Source organism: Rhodococcus sp. P-2 (assembly GCF_016598535.1).
Classification (GTDB): domain Bacteria; phylum Actinomycetota; class Actinomycetes; order Mycobacteriales; family Mycobacteriaceae; genus Rhodococcus_F; species Rhodococcus_F baikonurensis.
In genome coordinates, this window is the sequence record NZ_CP066779.1 from 3,635,553 (window position 1) to 3,656,488 (window position 20,936).

Sequence of the window (20,936 nt, forward strand, 5' to 3'; positions counted from 1 at the left end):
CTCGGACAATCTAGCAACCTCAGTCACAGATAACCCAATCGGACAAAGACACGAAAAGGCCTGAAAGTCATAGTAGTTCAGACTTTCAGGCCTTTTCGGACAGAGAAGATCAGTCAGACGGTCAGCGCGCTCCGCTCGCACCGCCGTCGAGTGGGATCACCGCGCCGGTCAGATAAGCCCCGGCACGCGAAGCCAGGAAAATTGCAAGACCTGCAGCGTCCTGAGGAGTTCCGACCCGGCCCAACGGGACCGAATCCGCCACAGCCTTTGCGCTCTGCTCGTCCTCCAGGAGGAATGCCATCATCTTCGACGGAAACGGACCCGGCGCAATGGCGTTGACCGCGATCTGTTCCCCCGCAAGCGTCGCTGCCAACTTGCGCGTCAACATGTGCACCGCAGCCTTACTGGCACCGTACGAGAAGTTCTCCGAGCCCGACACCACAAGTCCGTCGATCGATCCGATATTGATCACGCGCGCGGGATCTTCGGCCTTGGCCGCAGAACGCAACTGCGGCAACAGCTTCTGGGTCAAGAGGAAGATGGCTTTGACGTTGATGTCGAAAATCTTGTCGAAGCCGGCGGCCGGAAAATCGTCGACCGGAGCTCCCCACGTCGCACCGGCGTTGTTGACCAGTACGTCGAGCGTCGGCGAAATCTCGGCGACCTTCGCAGCGAGGCTCTCGATCCCCTCGTCCGTGGACAGATCGGCCGGATGCGAGATGCAGGTGCCGAACTCCGAAAGCTCCCGCGCGGCTTCGTCACAGGCTTCGGCTTTTCAAGCCGAAATGACGACCGTCGCACCGCCTTCGACAAATCCGCGAGCGATCATGTATCCGATGCCACGTGATCCACCGGTGACCACAACGGTCTTGCCACTGACGTCGAACAGTCCCTCGATCAAGCTCATGCGACCTCGAAAAGCCCGGCAGCACCCATGCCGCCGCCGATGCACATGGTCACGACCACGAGCTTGGCTCCGCGCCGTTTTCCTTCAAGAAGTGCATGGCCGACCAGACGAGCACCCGTCATTCCGTACGGATGGCCGACGGAGATACCGCCACCGTCGACGTTGTACTTCTCGGGATCGATCCCGAGCTTGTCACGGCAGTACAGGGCCTGAGAGGCAAAGGCCTCGTTGAGTTCCCAGAGATCGATGTCGTCGACCTTCAGCCCGTGCAGATCGAGCAGGCGGGGAATCGCGAACACCGGCCCGATGCCCATCTCGTCGGGAGCGCAACCCGCGACGGCCATGCCACGGTAGATACCGAGAGGAGCCAACCCGCGGCGTTCCGCCTCGCCTGCCTCCATCAGCACGGAAGCGGAGGCACCGTCCGAGAGCTGAGACGAGTTGCCCGCAGTGATGGAGGAATTCGCACTGACAGTACCGTCGGCCAGAACCGGTCGCAGACTCGCCAGACCTTCCAACGTGGTGGAAGCGCGGTTGCCTTCGTCCCGGGTCAGCGTCACGGACTCGCTGCGGATCTCACCCGTCTCCTTGTCCTGCACCTGCTTGATCGAGGGCAGCGGGACGATTTCGAGATCGAACCGACCTGCGTTCTGAGCTGCTGCGGTCCGCTGCTGCGAGACGAGCGCGAATTCGTCCTGCTGCTCGCGGGTCACTCCGTAGCGCTCGGCGACGATTTCGGCCGTGTGCAGCATCGGCATGTAGATCGACGGCTTGTTTTCCTTCAGCCACGGATCAGCCGCGCGGAAGTTGTTCATGTGATCGTTCTGTACCAACGAGATCGATTCGACGCCGCCGCCGACCGCGATCTGCATTCCGTCGTCCACGATCTGCTTGGCTGCGGTTGCGATGGCCATGAGCCCGGACGAGCACTGACGGTCGATCGTCATTCCGGAAACCGAGTCCGGAAGCCCCGCCCGCAGTACCGCTTGCCGCGCGACGTTGCCGCCGGAAGATCCCTGCTGCAACGCAGCGCCGAGAATGACGTCCTCGACCTCGCCGCCTTCGAGTCCCGCGCGCTGAACTGCATTCGAAATGGCATGTGCAGCGAGCTCTTGAGCCTGAGTGTTGTTGAACGCGCCGCGGTACGCCTTACCGATCGGGGTACGGGCAGTGGAAACGATGACAGCTTGCCTCATCGGGGAAACCTTTCGTCGAACACGAAGTGCTGTGCGCCTTTATTAACCGCCGGGGGTTAATAAAGGCGCACAGCAGAGGATCAGGGCTGGAACACGACGCGACCGACTGTGGTGCCGTCGCCGAGGCGGCCGATACCGTCGGCCACGTCCGTCAACGACAACCGCTCACTGATCAGTGGTTTGACCAGACCGGCATCGGCGAGCCTGGTGAGCTCGACGTGGCAATCGTCGATGGCCTGCTGGTTGTAGGCTTTGTACAGCCCCCAGTGCAGTCCGATGATCGAATAGTTCTTGATGAGAGCATGATTGAGTGCCGGCTGCGGAATCGTGCCACCCGCGAAACCGATGATGACGATCCGTCCCTCGAAGGCGATGCACTTCGTGGACTTCGCGTATGCGTCACCGCCGACCGGATCGAAGACGACATCGGCGCCCTTGCCACCGGTGAACTCCTTGACCGCTGCCACGAAGTCCTCACTGTGACGGTCGACCACGAGGTCTGCGCCCAGCTTGCGCGCGTACTCCGCCTTGTCCGGCCCACCGACGACACCGATCACCTTGGCGCCTGCCGCCTTGCCGAGTTGCACTGCAGCACTGCCCACACCACCCGCAGCGGCGTGTACCAACAAGGTTTCACCTTCGAGCAGTTGAGTGCGCCGGTGCAGAGCGAACCACGCCGTCTGGTAGCCGATGCTCAGTGCGGAGGCTTCCGCGTCGTCGAGAGCCGACGGCGCCGGGAACGTGTTGTTCTGATCCAGTACCGAGTACTCGGCGAATCCACCGGACGGCAGACTCGGATTACCGATCACCCGGTCCCCCACCGCGAACTTGGTCACCGATTCACCGACCGAGACCACTTCACCACACAGTTCGACGCCGGGGGTGAAGGGCAGCGGCGGCTTGATCTGGTATTCACCCCGGCACATGAGGACGTCCGGGAAGTTGGCCGGAGCGGCCAGCACCTTCACCAACATCTCCGTCGCACTGGGGGTGGGATCCGCGGTTTCCTCCAACGCGAGTACATCGCGGGGTTCGCCGAGTTCGTTGACGCGCCAAGCCTTCACAGCAATTCTCCAGACAGATAGTGGGTGGGATTCAGGACGAGATCGGGAGGTCGACCAACTCGGCGAGGCGTGCCCGATGCTGATATGCGGTTCCCAGCGACAACTGATCGCTCTTCGCCCGTTTGAGGTAGAGGTGCGCCGGATACTCCCACGTCATTCCGATACCACCGTGGAGTTGGACGCATTCCTCGGCGGCATGAACCGCGACGCCGCTGCAGAATGCCTGGGCTACCGTCGCCGCGATCGCCGCATCGTCGTCGCCGCGTGCATAGGTGTCCGCCGCATAGCGTGCTGCCGCGCCCGAGGAACTGACTTCGAGCCAGAGATCGGCCAGGCGGTGCTTGATCGCCTGGTACGAACCGATCGCCCGGCCGAACTGCTTGCGCTCCTTCACATACGCGAGAGTCGTTTCAAGGCACCACTGAGCCACAGCGAACTGTTCGGACGCCAGAAGTGCACTTCCGCAGAGCAACGCTTCCTCAACCGCTTGCGCCGCATTGCCGCCGTCGACCCGGACTGACGGCGACCCCGCGAACTCGACGTCCGCCAAACGGCGCGTCATGTCCAGGGACAGAACCGGCGTGACGGTAGCGTCGGCGATCCGAACGGTGTGCAGCTCCAGGCCGCTCTCACCGGCAACCGGGACAACAAGAACATCGGACTCGGCGACGCCGGCAACCGTGGTGACGCTGCCGACGAGTCCACTCGCCGTCATCTTGACAGTAGGTGTGAAAGTTCCTGGTGCAGTGGACAACGGGACGACCAGAGCAGCCGTCGACTCCCCAGCGGCCAATTGACCAAGCACCTCGGTCTCGCCGGCCTTCAGCAACGCCGTCGTCGCCAGCACCGCGCTGGTGAAGAACGGAACGGGCGCGACCACGCGTCCGATCTCCTCCATCACGACCGCCGCCTCACGCGTCGACGCACCTGCCCCGCCCAGTTCCTCGGGTACCAGCAGTCCCGCCACACCGAGTTCCGACGCCAGCGACTTCCACAGCCCGGTGAAGTCGGCGGACACGTCGTCGTATGCCGTGACCACGGTGTCGGCGCCGGCACGCTCGGTCAGCAGTCGTCTGACGCTGGCTCGCAGATCTTGTTCGGTCTCGGAGTACAGCAGATCGGCGCTCATCGGGGTAGGTCCTTCCAGGCGATGTCCTTGTCGACGCGATGCTCGGGTGGCAACCCGAGTACGCGTTCTGCGATGACGTTGCGCAGGATCTCCGACGTTCCGCCCTCGATCGAATTGCCCTTGGCTCGCAGGTACCGGTATCCGGGTTCACGCCCGGTGAAGTCGACGGAATCCGGTCGACGCAGTGTCCAGTCGTCGTAACGCAGACCGGCTTCGCCGTGCAACTCGAGGTCGAAACCCGAAATCTGTTGGGCCAAACCGGCAAAGGCGAGCTTCATTCCCGAGCCTTCGGGGCCGGGCTGGCCGGCGGCGAGCTGCTGACGCAGTCGCTCCCCGGTCAGACGCGCAACTTCGGATTCGGTCCAGAGCCGCATCAACTCGTCGTGCATTGCCGGATTACGCAACTCGGGCTCGTCGCGCCAGGCCTGAGCGACCTTTCCGATCATGCCGCCCTCACGCGGTGCGCCCGAACCGATGGCAACACGCTCGTTGTTCAGGGTGGTTGTCGCAACCTTCCATCCCTGACCTTCGGCTCCGAGGCGATTGGCGTCCGGAATCCTGACGTCCGTGAGGAATACCTCGTTGAATTCGGCCTCGCCGGTGATCTGACGGAGCGGCCGGACGTCGACGCCCGGGTCGGTCATGTCGCAGATGAAGTAGCTCAGACCCGCGTGCTTCGAGCGTGACGGATCGGTCCTGGCCACCAGAATCGCCAGCTGCGCGTTCTGCGCACCCGACGTCCACACCTTCTGCCCGTTGACTATCCAGTCGTCGCCGTCGCGGACGGCACGGGTAGCGACGGCCGCGAGGTCCGAACCTGCACCCGGTTCACTGAACAGCTGGCAGTAGACCGTCTCCGCAGTCCACAACGGGCGCAGGAACTTCTGCTTCTGCTCCTCGGTACCGAAGGCAGCGATGGTCGGTGCCGCCATGCCCAGTCCGATCCCGTTCTTGCCGGTGGCCGGGCCGGGTGCACCGGCAGCCTCCAGCTGAGCGTTCACCTGCCGCTGAAAGCTCTGCGGTACACCGAGTCCCCCATGACCTTCGGGGAAATGAACCCACGCCAGTCCGGCGTCGAATCGTGCGCCCAGGAAATCCGATACCGACACACTGTTCGGATCGTTCTCCGCGAGAAGCGTGTTCACCTTCTCGGTGAGATCACGCGATACTGCCTCTTCGTCGAAAGCCATGCCCATTCCTTCGGTTCGAGCGGTGAGCGGACGGTCAGTCCTTGGGTCCACCGGCGACGTAGACGACCTGACCGGAAACGAAGCCCGCGCCTTCACTGACGAAGAACGACGCGGTGTGCGCGATATCCTCGGGCTGACCGACGCGGTTGACCGGAATCTGCGAAGCGGCAGCGGTCTTGAAGTCCTCGAAGCCGACTCCCATGCGCTCGGCCGTTGCGGCGGTCATCTCGGTTTCGATGAATCCGGGTGCAATAGCGTTGGCGGTGACGCCGAACTTTCCCAGCTCGAAGGCCAATGTCTTGGTGAATCCCTGCATTCCGGCCTTCGCTGCGGAGTAGTTGACCTGTCCACGATTACCGAGAGCCGACGTGCTCGAGAGGTTCACGATGCGGCCGAACTTGGCTTCCACCATGTACTTCTGCACCGCACGCGACATGAGGAATGCTCCGCGCAGGTGGACGTTCATCACCGAATCCCACTCGGCAACGCTCATCTTGAACAGAAGGTTGTCGCGAGTGATTCCGGCATTGTTGATCAGCACGGTAGGTGCACCGAGTTCGGCGGCAACACGATCCACCGCTGCAGCGACCGAAGCCTCGTCGGAGACGTCAGCGCCGACGGCCAAGCCCTGGCCACCTGCAGCCTTGATCGCGTCGACGGTTCCAGCACACGCTGCTTCGTCGAGGTCGAGCACGGCGACGGCAAAACCGTCTTCCGACAGTCGCTTCGCCACGGCCGCACCGATTCCGCGTGCTGCACCCGTGACAATTGCGGTTCTACGTTCCTGGCTCACTGGCCCTCCATACTTTCGTGATTCGACGGACACCGGACGATCTCGTCAGATCCCGGCCTGATCTGCAATTTCCCTGGCTTTGGCGACCAAGGCGTCAATACGTTCCACGGTGGGAGTTCCGCTCTCGGCGGCATTCTGCGGTTCGTCGCGAGCGCGACGCATCACGCCCTCGGCGATCACGGCAATCTTCCACAGCCCCAAGGTGTGCCAGAACTTCAGCGCAGCCGGATCCCGTCCGGTGGCCTCGAGATAGATCCGGGAGATCTCCTCTCGCGAGGGGAATCCGGGGAGCGCCGACGCCGGAAAATCGCCGCCGGTGTCCTCCCCAGCCGCCGGCCAGTACGCCAACAAGCTTCCGACGTCCGCCAACGGATCACCGAGTGTGCACAGTTCCCAGTCGAGGGCCGCGACAACTTCGCCGTTGCTCGCCGAGGTGATCACATTGCGTAGGTGAAAGTCGCCGTGCACCAACGTGGTTTCAGTGTGATCCGGCTGGGCCGCAATGAGTCGTCGGGTGAGATCGTCCAGATCAGGGCATTCCCGCGTCTTCGACTGTTCCCACTGACCACCCCACCGCTTCAGCTGCCGCGCGGCGTAGGGCTTGTGACTTGCCAAGTCGTCGAGACCTGCCTGCTTCAGATCCACGGCGTGAATCTTCGCGAGCGTCTGAGCCAGCGAGATTCCGATTGCCCTGCGACGCTCTTCCGACAACGCCTCGGCAAGAGGCATCCGGTCGACGACTTCGCCGTCCACGAATTCCATGAGAAGCAGCGGAACTTCGGTGACGGACGGATCCTCGGTCAACCCGAATACTCGCGGCGAAGGCACGTCGGTGGATTCGAGAGCGCTCAGGATGCGAGCCTCACGCGCCACGTCGTGAGCCGAGGCGAGAAGGTGACCGAGCGGTGGGCGTCGTAGAACCCAACGGTTACCGTCCTGATCACGAACCAGGTACGTGAGGTTGGACTGCCCCAAACCGATTCGATCGAAGGACAGCGGCCCGGTGAAGTCGATCCCCAGGCCTGTAATCCACCCGGTAACCGCCTCGGTATCGAGTCCCACTACTCCGACGCTAGCCACCGACGGACGCTCCCTGCCGGAACGGGAGTGCGTCACCCAACAACTGGCCACCGTCGATGGTCATGATCTCGCCGGTGATCCACTGGGCTGCATCCGAAACCAGGAAGGCGATGGCCGCGGCCACGTCCTCGGGTTCACCGATGCGTCCGAGAGCGGTCGACGCGGACACCTCTTCTTCATGTTCTTTCCACAGAGCTTCGGCGAGTTTGGTTCTCACTACTCCCGGAGCAACGGCGTTGACACGAATCTTCGGTGACAACTCGAGCGCCAACTGCTTGGTGATGTGGATCAGAGCAGCCTTCGACGCGTTGTACGTACCGATCCCGGCCTCGAACGCCATGCCGCCGATCGAGGCGGTGTTGACCACGGAACCACCGTGCTCGCCCATCCAGGCCCGCGCTGCCAGGCCGGTCCACAGGACTGGAGCCCACACGTTGACGTCGAAGGTCTTGGCGAAGCGCGAGTGATCCTGGTTGATGATCGGCCCGAACGACGGGTTGGTGCCCGCGTTGTTCACCAAGATGTCGAGACTGCCGAAACGCTCGATCGTCTGCTCGACGCACGTGCGTGCAGCATCCTCGTCCGTCGCGTGAGCGCCGACGCCGATCGCGTTGCCGTTCACCTGTGCGGCAGCCGCATCTGCGGATTCCTGTGAGCGCGAAGTCAGTACGACGTTTCCGCCCGCCGCCGCAATCGCCTGCGCGGTCGCGAGGCCGATGCCCCGCGATGCGCCGGTGACGATTGCCGTCTTACCTGTGAGATCCAGTCCTGCCATGTCAGTTCGCCTTGACTTCGCGGTACTTGCGCAGTTCCTGCTTGGCGATGGCGCGCTTGTGCACCTCGTCCGGGCCGTCGGCCAGGCGAAGGGTGCGCATGTGGGCGTAAGCCATCGCGAGCGGGAAGTCGTCCGTGACGCCGCCGCCGCCGTGAACCTGGATGGCGCGGTCGATGATCTTGAGCGCGATGTTCGGCGCCGCAACCTTGATGGCTGCGATCTCGGTGCGCGCTTCCTTGTTGCCCACCGTGTCCATCATGTGAGCGGCCTTGAGCGTGAGGAGTCGAACCATCTCGATGTCGATACGAGCCTCGGCGATCCAGTCCTGGATATTCGCGTTGTCACTGACGGGCTTTCCGAAGGTGATGCGGGTGGATGCGCGCTTGCACATCAGTTCCAGTGCGCGCTCGGCCATTCCGATTGCACGCATGCAGTGGTGGATGCGGCCGGGTCCGAGGCGAGCCTGGCTGATCGCGAATCCTTCGCCCTCGCCGGCAAGAATGTCCTTGGCCGGGACACGCACGTCCTCGAAGGTGATCTCGCCGTGTCCTTCACGGTCCTGGTAGCCGAAGACCGGCAAGTTGCGCAGGATCGTGACGCCGGGAGCATCGATCGGAACGACCATCATCGACTGCTGACGGTGGGTGGCGGCATTGAAGTCGGTCTTGCCCATGACGATCAGAACCTTGCAGTTCTGATGCAAAGCGTTGGAAGCGAACCACTTACGGCCGTTCAGTACGTACTCGTCGCCGTCACGGTCCATACGAAGCTGGATGTTGGTGGCGTCGGAACTGGCAACCTCGGGCTCGGTCATCGCGAAGGCAGAACGGATTTCGCCTTCGAGAAGCGGCTTGAGGTACTTCTCCTTGTGCTCGTCGGTGCCGAAGAGCGTGAGCACCTCCATGTTTCCCGTGTCCGGAGCGGCGCAGTTGGTGGCTTCGGAAGCCAGGTGGCTGCGGCCCATGATCTCCGCGAGCGGTGCGTATTCCAGGTTGGTCAGGCCGGGGCCCCACTCGGGATGCGGGTGAAAGAGGTTCCACAGCCCGCGCGCCTTGGCTTCCTTCTTCAAGTCGTCGATGATCGGCGGCTGGAAGTGCGGGTTACCGGACTCACGCATCTGCTCTTCGTAGACCGCTTCGGCCGGATAAACGTGCTTGTCCATGAAATCGAGCAGTTCGGCCTGGTACTTCTTGGTGCGATCCGAGAACTCAAACACTGACATGTGAACTCCTGACAGAGAGGGAAGGAAAATTGGGGGCTCGATGTTCGAGATGGCTGTTGACGCCTTCGACGACATCCGGGCCGTGAAATGCATTCAGCATCAGCGATTCCGCACGCCTGGCGGAATCGGTGAAGGTCGAGTGCGCGTCGGCACTCATCTGAGACTTGATGACGGAGAGGGACGTCGGCGAGCAGTTGGCCGCGATGTCCTCGGCGTAAGCAATCGCCGCATCCAGAGCGTCACCGCCGGTGACCAGGTGGTCGATCAAACCGATGCGGTACGCCTCGTCGGCATCCACCATCCGGCTTGAAAGCAGCAGATCGACTGCTCGACTGTGACCGACCAATCGGGGCAACATCCAGGAGATGCCGTACTCCGCAATGAGGCCTCGACGCGCGAACGCGGTAGTGAATCGTGCTGCACTCGAACCGAAACGAACGTCGCAGTACAGAGCCTCGACCATTCCGAGGCCTGCGGCGACGCCGTTGACGGCAGCGATCAGCGGCTTGCGGATGGTGGTCGGGAAATCACGGTCTCGCGGTCGGACCAGATCACTTTCGGAAACGCCGCCGACGTTCTTCAGATTGCCGAGGTCAGCCCCCGAGCAGAATCCGCGGCCCGAGCCGGTGACTACAATTGCTCGGACACCGGGATCTTCGTCTGCTGCGGCCAAAAGGTCGTAGTACTGATCTTCGAGCTCGTTGGTCCACGCGTTGAGAACGCGGGGCCGATTGAATGTCAGAACCAGCACCGCGCCTCTCTGCTCGGAGAGGACGAGTTCCTCGGTCATCGCGTTCCCGCGAGCAGCGACGCCTGGTACCGACGCATCCCGCGCAGCCAACGGTCGTAGTCGGCGCCCTTCTGCCGGTACATGTCCAGCACGTTCTTGTGCGGAAGGATGAGGAATTCCTCGGCATCTACTGCGGCCAGAACGATTTCGGCGCATTCAGCCGGCTCGAGAACGTTGCCGGCGGCAAGCACGGCTCCGGTTGCGGCCTTGCCGACCGGATCGCCGGAATTCTCGCCTTCGTAGAGAAGCTTGGTGTTGACGCCCATCGGACACAGGCAACTGACGCGAACGCCCTGATCTCCGTAGGTGATCGAGAGCCACTCCGCAAATGCGACCGCGGCATGTTTGGTCACCGAGTACGCGGCCGAGCCGACCTGGCTGAGCAAGCCGGCCGCAGAGGCGGTGCTGATGAAGTAGCCCTCCCCGCGCTCGGTCCAACCGGGGACGAGGAGCCTGGCAGCGCGAATGTGAGCGCGAACGTTGACGTCGATCGTCGTGTCCCAGACGTCCTCGCTGATGTCGAGGCCCATGCCTCCGGTGACGCCGGCATTGGCGAAGTAGAGGTCGACCGGGCCGAATTCCTTCTCCGCCTGCGCGATCAAGCCTGCAATGACCGTCTCGTCGGAGACGTCGCCACCCGCGGACACGGCCGCTCCGGGATGCTCCTCGTTGATCGCCTCGGCTACCGCTGACGCCGCCGCTCCGTCGAGGTCGGCCACTACGACGCGAGCGCCCTCGGCAGCCAGTCGCTCGGCCAGCGCACCGCCGATCCCCCCGCCGCCACCGGTGACAATTGCTACCTTCTGGGCAACCTTCATGAGCGATTCCTCTCGCTTGCGTCATACCTACGCGCTGACAGTGATCCACGTCTCCCCTCATGTATAGTTGAATCCGGCGTCAGTTTCAACCGTCGAATCGTGACGGTCACCCGAACGGCCCGTTCCGTCCTCCTGAACTGCGAGTAAAGGGATCAACGATGACTGAAAACCAATTGCCCGTCCGCCCGTCCACCTTCGCCGAGCTCGAGAAGCTCATCGGCCAGGAACTTGGCCCGACGGAGTGGTACGACATCACCCAGGAGCGCATCAACGCGTTCGCCGAAGCCACAAACGATCATCAGTGGATTCACGTCGACCCGGAACGAGCCGCATCGAGCCCGCTCGGCAGCACCATCGCGCACGGACTCTTCAGCCTCTCGCTGGGCCCCCAGTTCTCCTACCAACTCATCCACTTCGACGGCTTCGCCCACAGCCTCAATTACGGCTACGACAAGGTTCGCTTCCCCGCTCCCGTTCCTGTGGGATCCCGGGTCCGCATGCGCGCAACCGTCGTGTCCGCAGAGCAGTTGCCCGGCGGAATCCAAGTGAAGATGAGCCAGGTGGTCGAGCGCGAAGGTTCCGACAAGCCCGTGGTCGTCGCCGAATCCGTCGCTCGCGTCGTCGAGAAGAGCTGAATCGAGAAGGGCTGAACCTGCATACCCCGGCCGCTCCGAGCCTCCCGGCCCGGGGCGGCCCCTCGTCAGAGACGGTCAGGAAATTTGAGAGCGTTCGCCCACAGATCGGTCACCGTGGCGACAATCTGATCGAACTCCGGCGAACGCCCGTCCACCTCACCCTCACGGAGGGTGAACAGACTGTAGGCGAGTCGACTCACCATGCCGGACAGAGCAATCGACGCCGTCATCGGATCCAGCGTCGTGTCCGCGATGCCGCGGGACTGCAGATCTGCAATCCCGCGGGCATTACGGCGTATGAACGCATTGGCACGTTCGCTGCGGAACTTCCGGAACTCCGGGTCGATGTGAGCGACCTGCTCCATGAGCCCCATCAACTTCGCATTGCGTTGGTACGCGGCCAGATACGCTCGATTGCTCGCCTCCAGCACGGCGTACGGATCGTCCGCGCCCGCAACGCGTCCCATGCCCGGATGCATCATGTCGTCTCGCGCGACCTCGAGGACGGCGGCGAACACCTCTTCCTTGTTCGCGAAGTACGTATAGAACGATCCCGTAGCGCAGCCGGCTTCTTTGGCGATGTCGATCAGACGGGCATCGAGATAGCCACTACGCTCGAAAACCTTACGGGCAGCGGCAACTAATGCCGCACGCGTGCGGGTACCCCGCTCGGTGGTCGGTCGATCACGGAGCAGCGCTGGCGGAGCCACCGGTAAGGCGGCAATTCGCGATTCGTCGTCGAGCACGGTGCGCTCCTCATCCTTCCGAGTCAACATCATTTTCGGGACAATCCCAGCAGACTCGATGTTGACGCCGGATTCAAGTGTACGCTCTGGTGAGACCCAGGACACACAATCGGTCGATTCCTCCCGAAAGGCAGAACCATGGTTAGCGTTCTCGACCCGGTGACCCGTCACGCGGAAGCCACTCCGGACAATATTGCAATTCGCGGCACGGATAATCATTGGACATACCGGCAGCTTCACGACGCATCTCTGGCGTTCGCCGGCCGCATTCGCGACGAAGGGTTGAGCGTCGGCGACCGCGTTCTGCTCGCAGCGCCGTCGGTGCCGGAATTCATCGTGGCGTACATGGGAATTCAGGCCGCAGGTTGTGTCGTGGTACCGATCAACACGATGTCGGCGCAACCCGAAGTCGAGTACGTTCTCGACGACGCGGAGATTTCCCTCGCCATCGCGTGGCATCAACTCGGGTCCGCAGTCCAGGATGCAGGGAGTGCGCGCGGCGTCCGGGTGTGGACGCTCACCGAAGAATCGGCGAAGGCCGATCATGCACCCGCAACTGTGGTCGACCGTGTGGCAGCAGACACCACGGCGATTCTCTACACCTCCGGCACCACCGGACGCCCGAAGGGTGCTCAGCTGACCGTCGGGAATTTGTTGTCCGCCGGTGAGATCGGCGCCGAGAGTAGCCGCGGAAACCCTTCGGACCGCACCGGAACCGGACTGCCGCTCTTCCACATCTTCGGCCAGGGCTCGGTCATGATGGCAACCTTCACCGGCGGCGGATCACTGTCCCTGCTCGCCCGGTTCGACCCCACCGCCATGCTCGATCTGGTGCGCCGGGACAAACTCACCGTCATGGCCGGCGTCCCCACCATGTGGAATGCCATGCTGCACGCCGCCGCCGACGTGGACAGCTCCGACTTCGAGCAACTGCGGATCGCAATCTCCGGTGGCGCATCACTTCCCGGTGAAGTTGCTCGCGCCTTCGAAGCACGGTTCAACTGCACGATCCTCGAGGGCTACGGCCTGACCGAGACGAGCGCATTCGGAACTTTCAACAGCATCGACCGCGTTGCAAAGATCGGATACACCGGCCGCGCCGTACCGCGGACCGAGGTCGAGGTTCGTGATCACGACGGAAATGTCTGCGAGGCAGGCACAGTGGGCGAAGTATTCATCAAAGGACCGACGGTCATGAAGGGCTACTGGAAGCGCCCTGACGACACGGCCGCCGTCCTGTCCGACGACGGATGGTTCCGCACCGGAGACCTTGGCGAGACCGACGCCGACGGTGACCTTCGCATCGTCGACCGAGTCAAGGACCTCATCATCCGTGGTGGATACAACGTCTATCCAGGCGAGGTCGAAGAGGTGCTCTACCAGCATCCCGACATCATCGAGGCCGCGGTGATCGGCATACCCGACGACTACTACGGCGAGGAGGTCGCGGCAGTGGTGGCCGTGCGCCCAGGCTCCGAACTCGAGGCAGACGCCGTCACCTCGTGGGCTCGGGAACGTCTGTCCGCCTACAAGATTCCGCGGGTGGTCCAGTTCATCGATGCCCTCCCGAAGGGTTCGACGGGGAAGATCCTCAAGCGATCGATCGACCGCACCGAACTCCTCGCCCAGAAGCAGAACTAAAAACAGGTGAGCCCCGGCGATATTTCGCCGGGGCTCACCTGTTCATACGCTCACAGAGCCGTGTACATGCGCTCAGAGAGCCCTGACCATTCGCTCAGAGAGCGTCGAAGTACTCGATCTGCGGGGCGCCGGCGAGGAACGGCGCCATCGCCTTTCCTGCAGCCTGGAAATGCTCGGACGTTCCGTGTGCCTTGATGGCAGCGCCGTCCTGGTACAGCTCCATGAACTTGTAGGAATTCGTATCCGTCTTCGAGCGGATCAGTTGATACAGAATTGTTCCGGGCTCTTCTGTGCGCACCTTCTCGGCGAGTTCGGCGATTACGGCTTCGAACTGCTCGCCGCTTCCGTCCTTGACGGTGATATCCGCGATGACAGCAATCATTCATTCCTCCAAAAGTGTTCCGGCAATATCCGAGTGTTCCAGCAGTGTCCACGTGTTACCGAGGAACCTACAGTTTCACCGCGTGGGCAGTAGTCCGAACGTCGATTCCAATTGTCTGCGAGTGCTTTCCGCATCAGCGTGAAGAATGCCGGCGATCCCCAACCGCGCCGCACCGTCGAGGTTCTGTTGCAGATCGTCGATCATCACGGCGTCGTCTGGCGCGACGCCCAGACGCTCACACGCAATGGTGTAGATCTGACGAGAAGGCTTACGAATCCCAACTTCCGAGGAGATCACCACCTCATCGGCCAACTCCTCGAGGACAAATCCCGCATAACAATCACGCCCGAAAGCATTCGACACGAGCGCAACAGGGTGTCCCGCCGCCCGAACATCTGCGAGCAGACGCACCATCTCCTCGTCTCGAATCAGCCCGGCCTGCATCCGGTCCACCAATCCGGCGCTGTCGACGACGGCGCCGTGTGCTCGTAGCCGTTCCCCGAATCCGACCTCGAAGGCCTCCTGGTCGATCTTTCCGGATTCGTGATCGGAGAGCAGCTTCTTCGAGACGTCGTCGCGGGAAATCAGGGTCAACGGAAGTCGTGGGTCGCCGCCGAGCGAGGCCCCGAAGTCTTCGAAGGCCTGCAGAACACTGGAGGTGAGGACTCCACCGAAATCGACGAGCACTGCCGTACGCGTGGGTGTCATTCCTCCATCAGACACCAGACATGAACCCGGCGTCAACATCAATTTTGTTGCAGCGAGAATTGCAAAGTGTTGATCCACAACCGGTTGACCGTATCGAGCAGACCGTCGAAGGTAACTCCAGCCGCGCCGTCCTCGCCGCCGCGGGATACGAAGTACCCGAACGCAAGTCGACTGATCATCCCGGAGAGCGCCCGAGACGTCAGGAGCGGATCGAGATTCGCGTCCGCCAGACCCGCTTTCTGCAGCTTCTCGATACTGCGCGCGTTGCGTCGAACAAACGCGTCAGCGCGCTCGAGGCGCAGAACCCGGAACTCCGGATCGATGCTTGCGACCTGCTCGAGCAGTCCCATCAGCTTCGCGTTCCGTCGGTACGCCTCGAGGTATGCGCGGTTACTCGCCGCGATGACGTCAGCGGGATCGGCGCCTTTCGGAGTGTGCGGCATTCCCGGATGCATCATGTCTTCTCGCGCCAGCTCCATCACTGCTGCGAAGATCTCTTCCTTGCTCGCGAAGTAGGTGTAGAAGGTGCCGGCCGAGCACTGGGCCTCCACCGTGATGTCGATCAGACGCGAGTCCAGATAACCGGTCCGCTCGAAGACGGTGCGAGCTGCATCGATCAACGATCGACGCGTACGCAAACCACGCTGAGTGGAGGGAAGTTCCCGTGACACTGTCGACGAAGCATCTTCGGAGCCTGTGCGTGCTGCAGCCATGCTCCAGTTATACGTCAGACGCCCGCCACCGGTGACCGGTAGCGGGCGTCTGTTCGAAACCGAAGGTACTACTTGGCGTAGAGATGCGCGCCGGGAATGGCGTTCGGATCGTCCCGAACTTCCTTCGGGTTGGTCTCTTTCAGTACCCAGGCGCTGAAGAAGGTCACCAAACCCATGAGTGCTACGAACACGGCAACCCACGTCGTGGTTCCGGTCTTCGCGATAAGCGCGGTCATGATGAACGGGGTTCCACCACTGACCGTGATCGCGGCCAACTGGTAGGCCAACGATGCTGCCGAGTAACGCACGTTGGGTGCGAACAGCTCACCCATGTATGCCGCGATCGGCCCGTAGGTCATCGACTGGAACACGCTGCCGACCGTGACTGCGATGAAGAACAGCGGCAGGGACTTGGTGTTGATCAACCAGAAATACGGGAATGCCCACACCACGATCGCCGCGGCGCCGATCAGGATCATCGGACGACGACCGATCTTGTCCGACATCTTCCCGGACCACAGCACCACGCCGACTGTCAGCAACGCACTCAGGAGCGAGATGATGAGCAGTGAGTTCCGCTTCAACCCCAGTTCGGTTGTGCCGTAGCTGAGCACACCGGCGATACTGATGTAGAACAGCGCATTGGTGGCGGCCAGAAGTCCGCAACCGAGCAGAATCTTGCGCCAGTGATCCTTGAGCGCCTGAGCCAGTGGAGCCTGAACGACGACATCCTTCTGATTCTTCTTTGCATCTTCCTGCAGCTCGAGGAACTCCGGCGTGTCCTCGACCTTCGTCTGGATGTACAGAACCACCGGGAAGAGCAGCGCGCTGGCGAAGAACGGAACCCGCCAACCCCAGCTCAGGAATGCTTCGTTGGAAATGGTCGCGGTCGCGACGAGGAAGACCAAGTTGCCCAGCACTACACCGAACGACACACCCATCTGACCGAAAGTGCCTGAGAATCCACGCTTCTTGGGACTCGCGGATTCAGTGAGGAGAAGGACGATTCCGCCCCACTGGCCACCGCAGGCGAGGCCTTGGATGAATCGCAGTGTCACCAGAAGAATCGGAGCGACGACGCCGATTGCCGAAGCACTCGGAATCGCGCCGATCAGGAACGTCGCGACAGCCATCAGCAACAGGCAGGTGACGACGGCGGGCTTGCGTCCGTACTTGTCGCCGAAGTGTCCGGCGACCAAACCACCGATGGGACGGGCCACGAAGCCGGCCCAGAACGTACTGAACGAGAGCAGTGTGCCCATCAGTGCGGATGAATCGGGGAAGAACACATGCGGAAAGACCAGTGCCGCAGCCGTTCCGTACAAGAAGAAGTCGTACCACTCGATGGAACTGCCGAGCAGTCCCGCGCCGAGAAGTTTGCGGTGCGCCTTCTTCTTCTTCCGTTCCTGATCGGACAGGCCCCCTGCCTGCGTGCTCGAATCCACTGCCGATCTCGTCATGGGTTACTCCTCGATGGGTCGGACGCTCGTCGCGCCGGGAGTTGAGAAGTGAAACCGGAGCCAGAAGTAGAAACTGACACCAACTTCAACTCTGTGGCGTTGCGATCAGTCTGCGATACAAAAAGAGTGATGTCAATCACTGAAATGCATTGCCGCATAAGGGACTAAATCCCCTATCGATGCTCGCCGATCACCACGACGAATGGCCGGCTCACCCTGTCGGCGGCCGGCAATTCGTTTGTCAGGTGGATCTAGCTCGGTACCCGCAGTTCGCGACGGAGAATCTTTCCGCTCACGGTCTTGGGCAGGTCGTTCATGATCTCGACGATGCGCGGATACTTGTATGCTGCAAGTCTTTCCTTGCAGAACTCGACCAGATCCTCGGTGGTCGCTTCGGATCCTTCCTTGAACGACACGAAGGCCTTCACGGTTTCACCGCGGTACGGATCCATGACACCGACGACGGCGGCTTCCCGCACGGCAGGGTGTTCGTAGAGAACATCTTCCACTTCGCGCGGCCACACCTTGAAGCCCGAGGCATTGATCTGATCCTTCATCCGGTCGACGACGTAAAACCAACCGTCACTGTCCATGAATCCGATGTCGCCGGTGTGAAAACGACCGCCTGGCATGGCATGTGCAGTTTCCTCCGGCTTGTTCCAGTAACCGAGCGCGACCTGCGGACCGGAGACCACGATCTCGCCGTACTCGCCGATCGATACCGGCTTGTCGTTCTCGTCCACTATCTCGGCGTACGTGTTCGATACCGGAACACCGACGGCAACGGCGCCCGACGACGGATCCACCGGCGCTTCACGCGAATTCGGTACCACGATTGCCGGGCTGTTCGTCTCGGTCAGCCCGTAGCCGTTGTGAATGTAGTGACCGAACTTCGCCCGGAACGCTTCCAACGCCGCGTGCGGGATCGGCGCGCCACCTGAATACACCGACTCGAGACTGCTCAGCGATTCCTTCGAGACTGCCGCGCTGTCCGTCCACGCGATGAATACGGTGATCGCACCGATGATCGCGGTGGCCCGATGTTCCGAAATCGATTCCGCTGCAACAATGGGGTGGAATCGGCAGGTCAGAATCGTGGGCGCGCCGGCCAGGAGTGGAGCCGCGACGTGCCCGATCAACCCGGTGATATGGAACAGTGGCGCCACCGCGAACATCGCGCCGCCGGGGCGCAACCCCAACCAGTCCCGATAGATCTGTGCTGCGAACACGACATTTGCGTGTGTGTTCATCGACCCCTTCGGCGGGCCGGTTGTCCCTGACGTATAGGGAAGGTAGGCAAGGTCTTCCGGGGACAGATCGACCTTCTCGGGCTTCTGCCCTCGATGAGCCTCGATCAATTCCAGTAGATCCGGAAATCCATCATGACGAATCCTGGACGCCGAACCGAAGATTCGTTCATCGTCGCGCGACTGGAAATCCAGTTCCGACGTGGTGACGACCCGTCTCACTGCGGTGCCCTCGGACGCAGTCGCCACGGTCTCGGCCGAGGACTCGAGACAGATGACTGCTACCGCGCCGCTGTCGGCGAATACGGTGGCCAGCTCACGGTCCCGGTACATCGGATTGACCGGAACCACGACGGCGCCGCGCTTCCAGACCGCGACCGTCGCGATCACGAACTGCGGAACATTCTGCAGGACAAAGGAAACTCTGTCACCGAAACCGATTCTGTCCTCGGCGAGGGCTACGGCAAGCGCGTCCGACATCTCGTCGAGCTCGGCAAAGCTGACGGTCCTGTCGAAGTACCTGATGATCGGGGCGTCGCGATCGCGATCCAGCGACGCACGGAACATCGTCAGGGCATCGGCATGCTCGATGTCCACGTTCGGCGGAGTGTCAGCGTCGTAGTTGGCGAGCCAAGGCTTGCTCTCGTACACGTTGGTCATAGCTCAGCTCTCGAAGTACCGACGTGGGTTGTCCACCAGCATGGTGTTGATCTGATCCTCGGTGACGCCACGTTCGAGCAGCGTGGGGATGACGTCATCGCTGATGTGGGTGTAGTGCCAGTTCGGGAGTGCCACCTCGCGTGCCGCACTGGGGAAGTAGTCGATGAAACACGACGCATCGTGAGCCAAGACCATCTTCTCCGCGTAACCACGACGAGCCATCTCCACGACGGTGTTGACGCGATCCTCGAACGACAGGAACGGTTCGAGACCGAAACGGTCCATCCCCAGTAGCGAACCGGCATCGGCCAGCGCACACAGGTAGTCGAGATCGGTGGTGTCGCCGGAGTGACCGATGACCACCTTGGTCAGATCCGCACCCTCTTCGGCCAGAACCTTCTGCGCGACCAGCCCGGATTCAGTGTGCGGATTGGTGTGCACGGTGATCGGCACTCCCGTTTCCACCTGCGACTGTCCGACCGCGCGCATGACCCGCTCGACGCCGGGGGTAAGCCCCGGCTCCTCGATGGCGCACTTCAGGAAGGATGCTCGGACACCGGTTCCGGCGATTCCTTCCCTGATGTCCTTGACGAACAGTTCGACCATCGGCTCGGGGCCGTCGAACAGCAATCCCGGTCCGGTGTAATGGAATTGGAAGGGAATGTCGTTGTAGGTGTAGATGCCGGTCGCAACGATGATGTTGAGATCGACCTGCTCGTTGATCCGGACGATTCTCGGAATGTACCGGCCGAGGCCGATCACCGTGGGATCGACGATCGTGCTGATTCCGCGGGACTTCACCTCGGTCAGCTTTGCTACTGCGTCCGCTACCCGTACTTCCTCGTCCCAGGGTTCGGGGTAGTCGGGGTAGTTCTGACGAATCTCCTCACCCAGAACGAAGACATGCTCGTGCATCAACACCTTTCCCAGATCGGCTGTGTCCACCGGCCCACGAACGGTTTGTACTGAACTCATCGATCGAACCCCTGACTGTGATCGCCATCACTAACATGAGACAATGAGCTAGTGTGTCTCACGTCGCTTGGTTCGTCAATAGGCTCGGATCCACCCGAGGCCCACCTCTGTTCGACCGCCGAAATTGTGCAGTACCGGACAACCGGAGAGAATGTCCCGATGCCTACCGACCTCGAACGCCGACGCGCGATCGACACCGCCGCGAGCATGTACCTCGCGGAGGAACCACTCGACATGTCACTGCTCGCCGAACGTCTCGGAGTAGGCCGCGCGACGCTCTACCGCTGGGTCGGCAACCGCGACGAACTGCTCGGAACAGTGCTGGCCGAGGCCACCGAACGGACATACCGGAAGGCGATGTCGCAGGCGTCGGGGCAAGGTCCGGAGTACATCCTCGACGTCTTCGGTCGCGTCATGAGATCGGTGGAATCGTCGACCGAACTGCGAGCGCTGACCAAACGTGAACCGATGGTGTTCATCAAACTTGCGATGATGCCCGGTTCCATCGAATCGATATCCGCCTCCATCACCGCCGAAATCCTGCAATCCCAGGTCGACGCCGGCCAGCTGACGATCACGCTTTCGCCGCAAGTGCTGGGCGAAGCTCTCGTTCGCATCTGCGACGTACACCTCTATGCGCCTCTACTCGGGCGGGAAAAAGCGGAGATCGAGACGGCCCTCGACCTGATCGCTCTGCTCCTCGGCGTCACCCGCAACTGACGGCATCGACCGCGTGAGCTCTGCTGCGACACACCGTCAACCCGAGTCCTCAGACGTCTGACGAGTTGCTACCCTGTCGGTACCC

20 protein-coding genes and 1 pseudogene are annotated in these 20,936 nt (G+C 62.0%); 3 read left to right on the forward strand and 18 right to left on the reverse strand.

Going from position 1 to position 20,936, the window contains the following annotated elements:
- Window positions 1–121: 121 nt before the first annotated feature.
- The 11 genes and pseudogenes from I7X09_RS17280 to I7X09_RS17330 all read right to left on the reverse strand — a co-directional run bounded on the left by I7X09_RS17280 (window position 122) and on the right by I7X09_RS17330 (window position 10,964).
- Window positions 122–907 (reverse strand): annotated as a pseudogene (locus I7X09_RS17280) (RhlG family 3-oxoacyl-ACP reductase).
- Window positions 904–2,103, reverse strand: coding sequence for an acetyl-CoA C-acyltransferase (locus I7X09_RS17285; RefSeq protein WP_124568121.1), 1,200 nt, complete (start codon window positions 2,101–2,103; stop codon window positions 904–906). Before I7X09_RS17285 ends, I7X09_RS17280 begins: the two are co-directional and overlap by 4 nt.
- Window positions 2,104–2,183: 80 nt before the next feature.
- Window positions 2,184–3,167, reverse strand: coding sequence for an NADPH:quinone oxidoreductase family protein (locus I7X09_RS17290; RefSeq protein ID WP_095972765.1), 984 nt, complete (start codon window positions 3,165–3,167; stop codon window positions 2,184–2,186).
- A 31-nt stretch (window positions 3,168–3,198) separates the two neighbouring features.
- Window positions 3,199–4,296, reverse strand: coding sequence for an acyl-CoA dehydrogenase family protein (locus I7X09_RS17295; protein WP_200313121.1), 1,098 nt, complete (start codon window positions 4,294–4,296; stop codon window positions 3,199–3,201).
- Window positions 4,293–5,486, reverse strand: coding sequence for an acyl-CoA dehydrogenase family protein (locus I7X09_RS17300; RefSeq protein WP_003943047.1), 1,194 nt, complete (start codon window positions 5,484–5,486; stop codon window positions 4,293–4,295). The genes I7X09_RS17295 and I7X09_RS17300 overlap by 4 nt, the downstream gene beginning before the upstream one ends.
- A gap of 34 nt (window positions 5,487–5,520) precedes the next feature.
- Entirely contained in the window at window positions 5,521–6,279 is a 759-nt protein-coding gene (gene fabG / locus I7X09_RS17305; protein WP_019745698.1) for a 3-oxoacyl-ACP reductase FabG, read from the reverse strand.
- A 45-nt stretch (window positions 6,280–6,324) separates the two neighbouring features.
- A complete protein-coding gene (locus I7X09_RS17310) occupies window positions 6,325–7,359 on the reverse strand; it encodes a phosphotransferase family protein (RefSeq protein ID WP_200313122.1) in 1,035 nt (344 codons plus the stop codon).
- The gene (locus tag I7X09_RS17315) at window positions 7,352–8,134 is read right to left on the reverse strand and encodes an SDR family oxidoreductase (RefSeq protein ID WP_200313123.1); all 783 of its coding nucleotides are present in this window, start codon (window positions 8,132–8,134) and stop codon (window positions 7,352–7,354) included. The genes I7X09_RS17310 and I7X09_RS17315 overlap by 8 nt, the downstream gene beginning before the upstream one ends.
- A gap of 1 nt (window position 8,135) precedes the next feature.
- Window positions 8,136–9,356: an acyl-CoA dehydrogenase family protein gene (locus I7X09_RS17320; protein WP_019745701.1), complete on the reverse strand. Its 1,221-nt coding sequence runs from the start codon at window positions 9,354–9,356 to the stop codon at window positions 8,136–8,138.
- Entirely contained in the window at window positions 9,343–10,146 is an 804-nt protein-coding gene (locus I7X09_RS17325) for an enoyl-CoA hydratase-related protein (protein WP_124568118.1), read from the reverse strand. The genes I7X09_RS17320 and I7X09_RS17325 overlap by 14 nt, the downstream gene beginning before the upstream one ends.
- Window positions 10,143–10,964 (reverse strand): SDR family oxidoreductase, encoded by an 822-nt coding sequence (locus I7X09_RS17330; RefSeq protein ID WP_166812716.1) that lies wholly within the window; start codon window positions 10,962–10,964, stop codon window positions 10,143–10,145. The genes I7X09_RS17325 and I7X09_RS17330 overlap by 4 nt, the downstream gene beginning before the upstream one ends.
- A gap of 158 nt (window positions 10,965–11,122) precedes the next feature.
- Here I7X09_RS17330 and I7X09_RS17335 point away from each other — a divergent pair, with 158 nt between their 5' ends.
- Window positions 11,123–11,599, forward strand: a complete 477-nt coding sequence (locus I7X09_RS17335; RefSeq protein WP_003942878.1) for a MaoC family dehydratase — start codon at window positions 11,123–11,125, stop codon at window positions 11,597–11,599.
- A gap of 65 nt (window positions 11,600–11,664) precedes the next feature.
- Here the strand turns inward: I7X09_RS17335 and I7X09_RS17340 are convergent, their stop codons facing one another.
- The gene (locus I7X09_RS17340; RefSeq protein ID WP_206029810.1) at window positions 11,665–12,378 is read right to left on the reverse strand and encodes a TetR/AcrR family transcriptional regulator; all 714 of its coding nucleotides are present in this window, start codon (window positions 12,376–12,378) and stop codon (window positions 11,665–11,667) included.
- 105 nt (window positions 12,379–12,483) lie between these two features.
- Here I7X09_RS17340 and I7X09_RS17345 point away from each other — a divergent pair, with 105 nt between their 5' ends.
- The gene (locus I7X09_RS17345; protein WP_200313124.1) at window positions 12,484–13,986 is read left to right on the forward strand and encodes a class I adenylate-forming enzyme family protein; all 1,503 of its coding nucleotides are present in this window, start codon (window positions 12,484–12,486) and stop codon (window positions 13,984–13,986) included.
- A 94-nt stretch (window positions 13,987–14,080) separates the two neighbouring features.
- Here I7X09_RS17345 and I7X09_RS17350 read toward each other — a convergent pair whose 3' ends face one another.
- The 6 genes from I7X09_RS17350 to I7X09_RS17375 all read right to left on the reverse strand — a co-directional run bounded on the left by I7X09_RS17350 (window position 14,081) and on the right by I7X09_RS17375 (window position 20,131).
- Window positions 14,081–14,368 (reverse strand): putative quinol monooxygenase, encoded by a 288-nt coding sequence (locus I7X09_RS17350; RefSeq protein WP_095972772.1) that lies wholly within the window; start codon window positions 14,366–14,368, stop codon window positions 14,081–14,083.
- Window positions 14,369–14,443: 75 nt separating this feature from the next.
- Window positions 14,444–15,076, reverse strand: a complete 633-nt coding sequence (locus I7X09_RS17355) for an HAD family hydrolase (RefSeq protein ID WP_200313125.1) — start codon at window positions 15,074–15,076, stop codon at window positions 14,444–14,446.
- 38 nt (window positions 15,077–15,114) lie between these two features.
- Entirely contained in the window at window positions 15,115–15,789 is a 675-nt protein-coding gene (locus I7X09_RS17360) for a TetR/AcrR family transcriptional regulator (protein ID WP_095972774.1), read from the reverse strand.
- Window positions 15,790–15,857: 68 nt separating this feature from the next.
- On the reverse strand, window positions 15,858–17,249 hold the full coding sequence (locus tag I7X09_RS17365) for an MFS transporter (protein ID WP_003943131.1): 1,392 nt from the start codon (window positions 17,247–17,249) through the stop codon (window positions 15,858–15,860).
- Between the two features lie 251 nt (window positions 17,250–17,500).
- Window positions 17,501–19,156: an AMP-binding protein gene (locus I7X09_RS17370; protein ID WP_200313126.1), complete on the reverse strand. Its 1,656-nt coding sequence runs from the start codon at window positions 19,154–19,156 to the stop codon at window positions 17,501–17,503.
- Window positions 19,157–19,159: 3 nt separating this feature from the next.
- Entirely contained in the window at window positions 19,160–20,131 is a 972-nt protein-coding gene (locus I7X09_RS17375; RefSeq protein WP_200313127.1) for a phosphotriesterase family protein, read from the reverse strand.
- A gap of 159 nt (window positions 20,132–20,290) precedes the next feature.
- Between I7X09_RS17375 and I7X09_RS17380 the strand changes: the two genes are divergently transcribed.
- A complete protein-coding gene (locus I7X09_RS17380) occupies window positions 20,291–20,851 on the forward strand; it encodes a QsdR family transcriptional regulator (protein WP_003943195.1) in 561 nt (186 codons plus the stop codon).
- Window positions 20,852–20,936: the final 85 nt, after the last annotated feature.

What these genes read in the sequence shown, in the direction of transcription:
- I7X09_RS17285 (WP_124568121.1), bottom strand. Translation starts at nt 2,103, where the DNA reads ATGAGGCAAGCTGTCATCGTTTCCACTGCCCGTACCCCGATCGGTAAG.
- I7X09_RS17295 (WP_200313121.1), bottom strand. Translation starts at nt 4,296, where the DNA reads ATGAGCGCCGATCTGCTGTACTCCGAGACCGAACAAGATCTGCGAGCC.
- I7X09_RS17300 (WP_003943047.1), bottom strand. Translation starts at nt 5,486, where the DNA reads ATGGCTTTCGACGAAGAGGCAGTATCGCGTGATCTCACCGAGAAGGTG.
- I7X09_RS17315 (WP_200313123.1), bottom strand. Translation starts at nt 8,134, where the DNA reads ATGGCAGGACTGGATCTCACAGGTAAGACGGCAATCGTCACCGGCGCA.
- I7X09_RS17320 (WP_019745701.1), bottom strand. Translation starts at nt 9,356, where the DNA reads ATGTCAGTGTTTGAGTTCTCGGATCGCACCAAGAAGTACCAGGCCGAA.
- I7X09_RS17325 (WP_124568118.1), bottom strand. Translation starts at nt 10,146, where the DNA reads ATGACCGAGGAACTCGTCCTCTCCGAGCAGAGAGGCGCGGTGCTGGTT.
- I7X09_RS17330 (WP_166812716.1), bottom strand. Translation starts at nt 10,964, where the DNA reads ATGAAGGTTGCCCAGAAGGTAGCAATTGTCACCGGTGGCGGCGGGGGG.
- I7X09_RS17335 (WP_003942878.1), top strand. Translation starts at nt 11,123, where the DNA reads ATGACTGAAAACCAATTGCCCGTCCGCCCGTCCACCTTCGCCGAGCTC.
- I7X09_RS17340 (WP_206029810.1), bottom strand. Translation starts at nt 12,378, where the DNA reads ATGATGTTGACTCGGAAGGATGAGGAGCGCACCGTGCTCGACGACGAA.
- I7X09_RS17345 (WP_200313124.1), top strand. Translation starts at nt 12,484, where the DNA reads ATGGTTAGCGTTCTCGACCCGGTGACCCGTCACGCGGAAGCCACTCCG.
- I7X09_RS17350 (WP_095972772.1), bottom strand. Translation starts at nt 14,368, where the DNA reads ATGATTGCTGTCATCGCGGATATCACCGTCAAGGACGGAAGCGGCGAG.
- I7X09_RS17355 (WP_200313125.1), bottom strand. Translation starts at nt 15,076, where the DNA reads ATGACACCCACGCGTACGGCAGTGCTCGTCGATTTCGGTGGAGTCCTC.
- I7X09_RS17360 (WP_095972774.1), bottom strand. Translation starts at nt 15,789, where the DNA reads ATGGCTGCAGCACGCACAGGCTCCGAAGATGCTTCGTCGACAGTGTCA.
- I7X09_RS17365 (WP_003943131.1), bottom strand. Translation starts at nt 17,249, where the DNA reads ATGACGAGATCGGCAGTGGATTCGAGCACGCAGGCAGGGGGCCTGTCC.
- I7X09_RS17370 (WP_200313126.1), bottom strand. Translation starts at nt 19,156, where the DNA reads ATGACCAACGTGTACGAGAGCAAGCCTTGGCTCGCCAACTACGACGCT.
- I7X09_RS17375 (WP_200313127.1), bottom strand. Translation starts at nt 20,131, where the DNA reads ATGAGTTCAGTACAAACCGTTCGTGGGCCGGTGGACACAGCCGATCTG.
- I7X09_RS17380 (WP_003943195.1), top strand. Translation starts at nt 20,291, where the DNA reads ATGCCTACCGACCTCGAACGCCGACGCGCGATCGACACCGCCGCGAGC.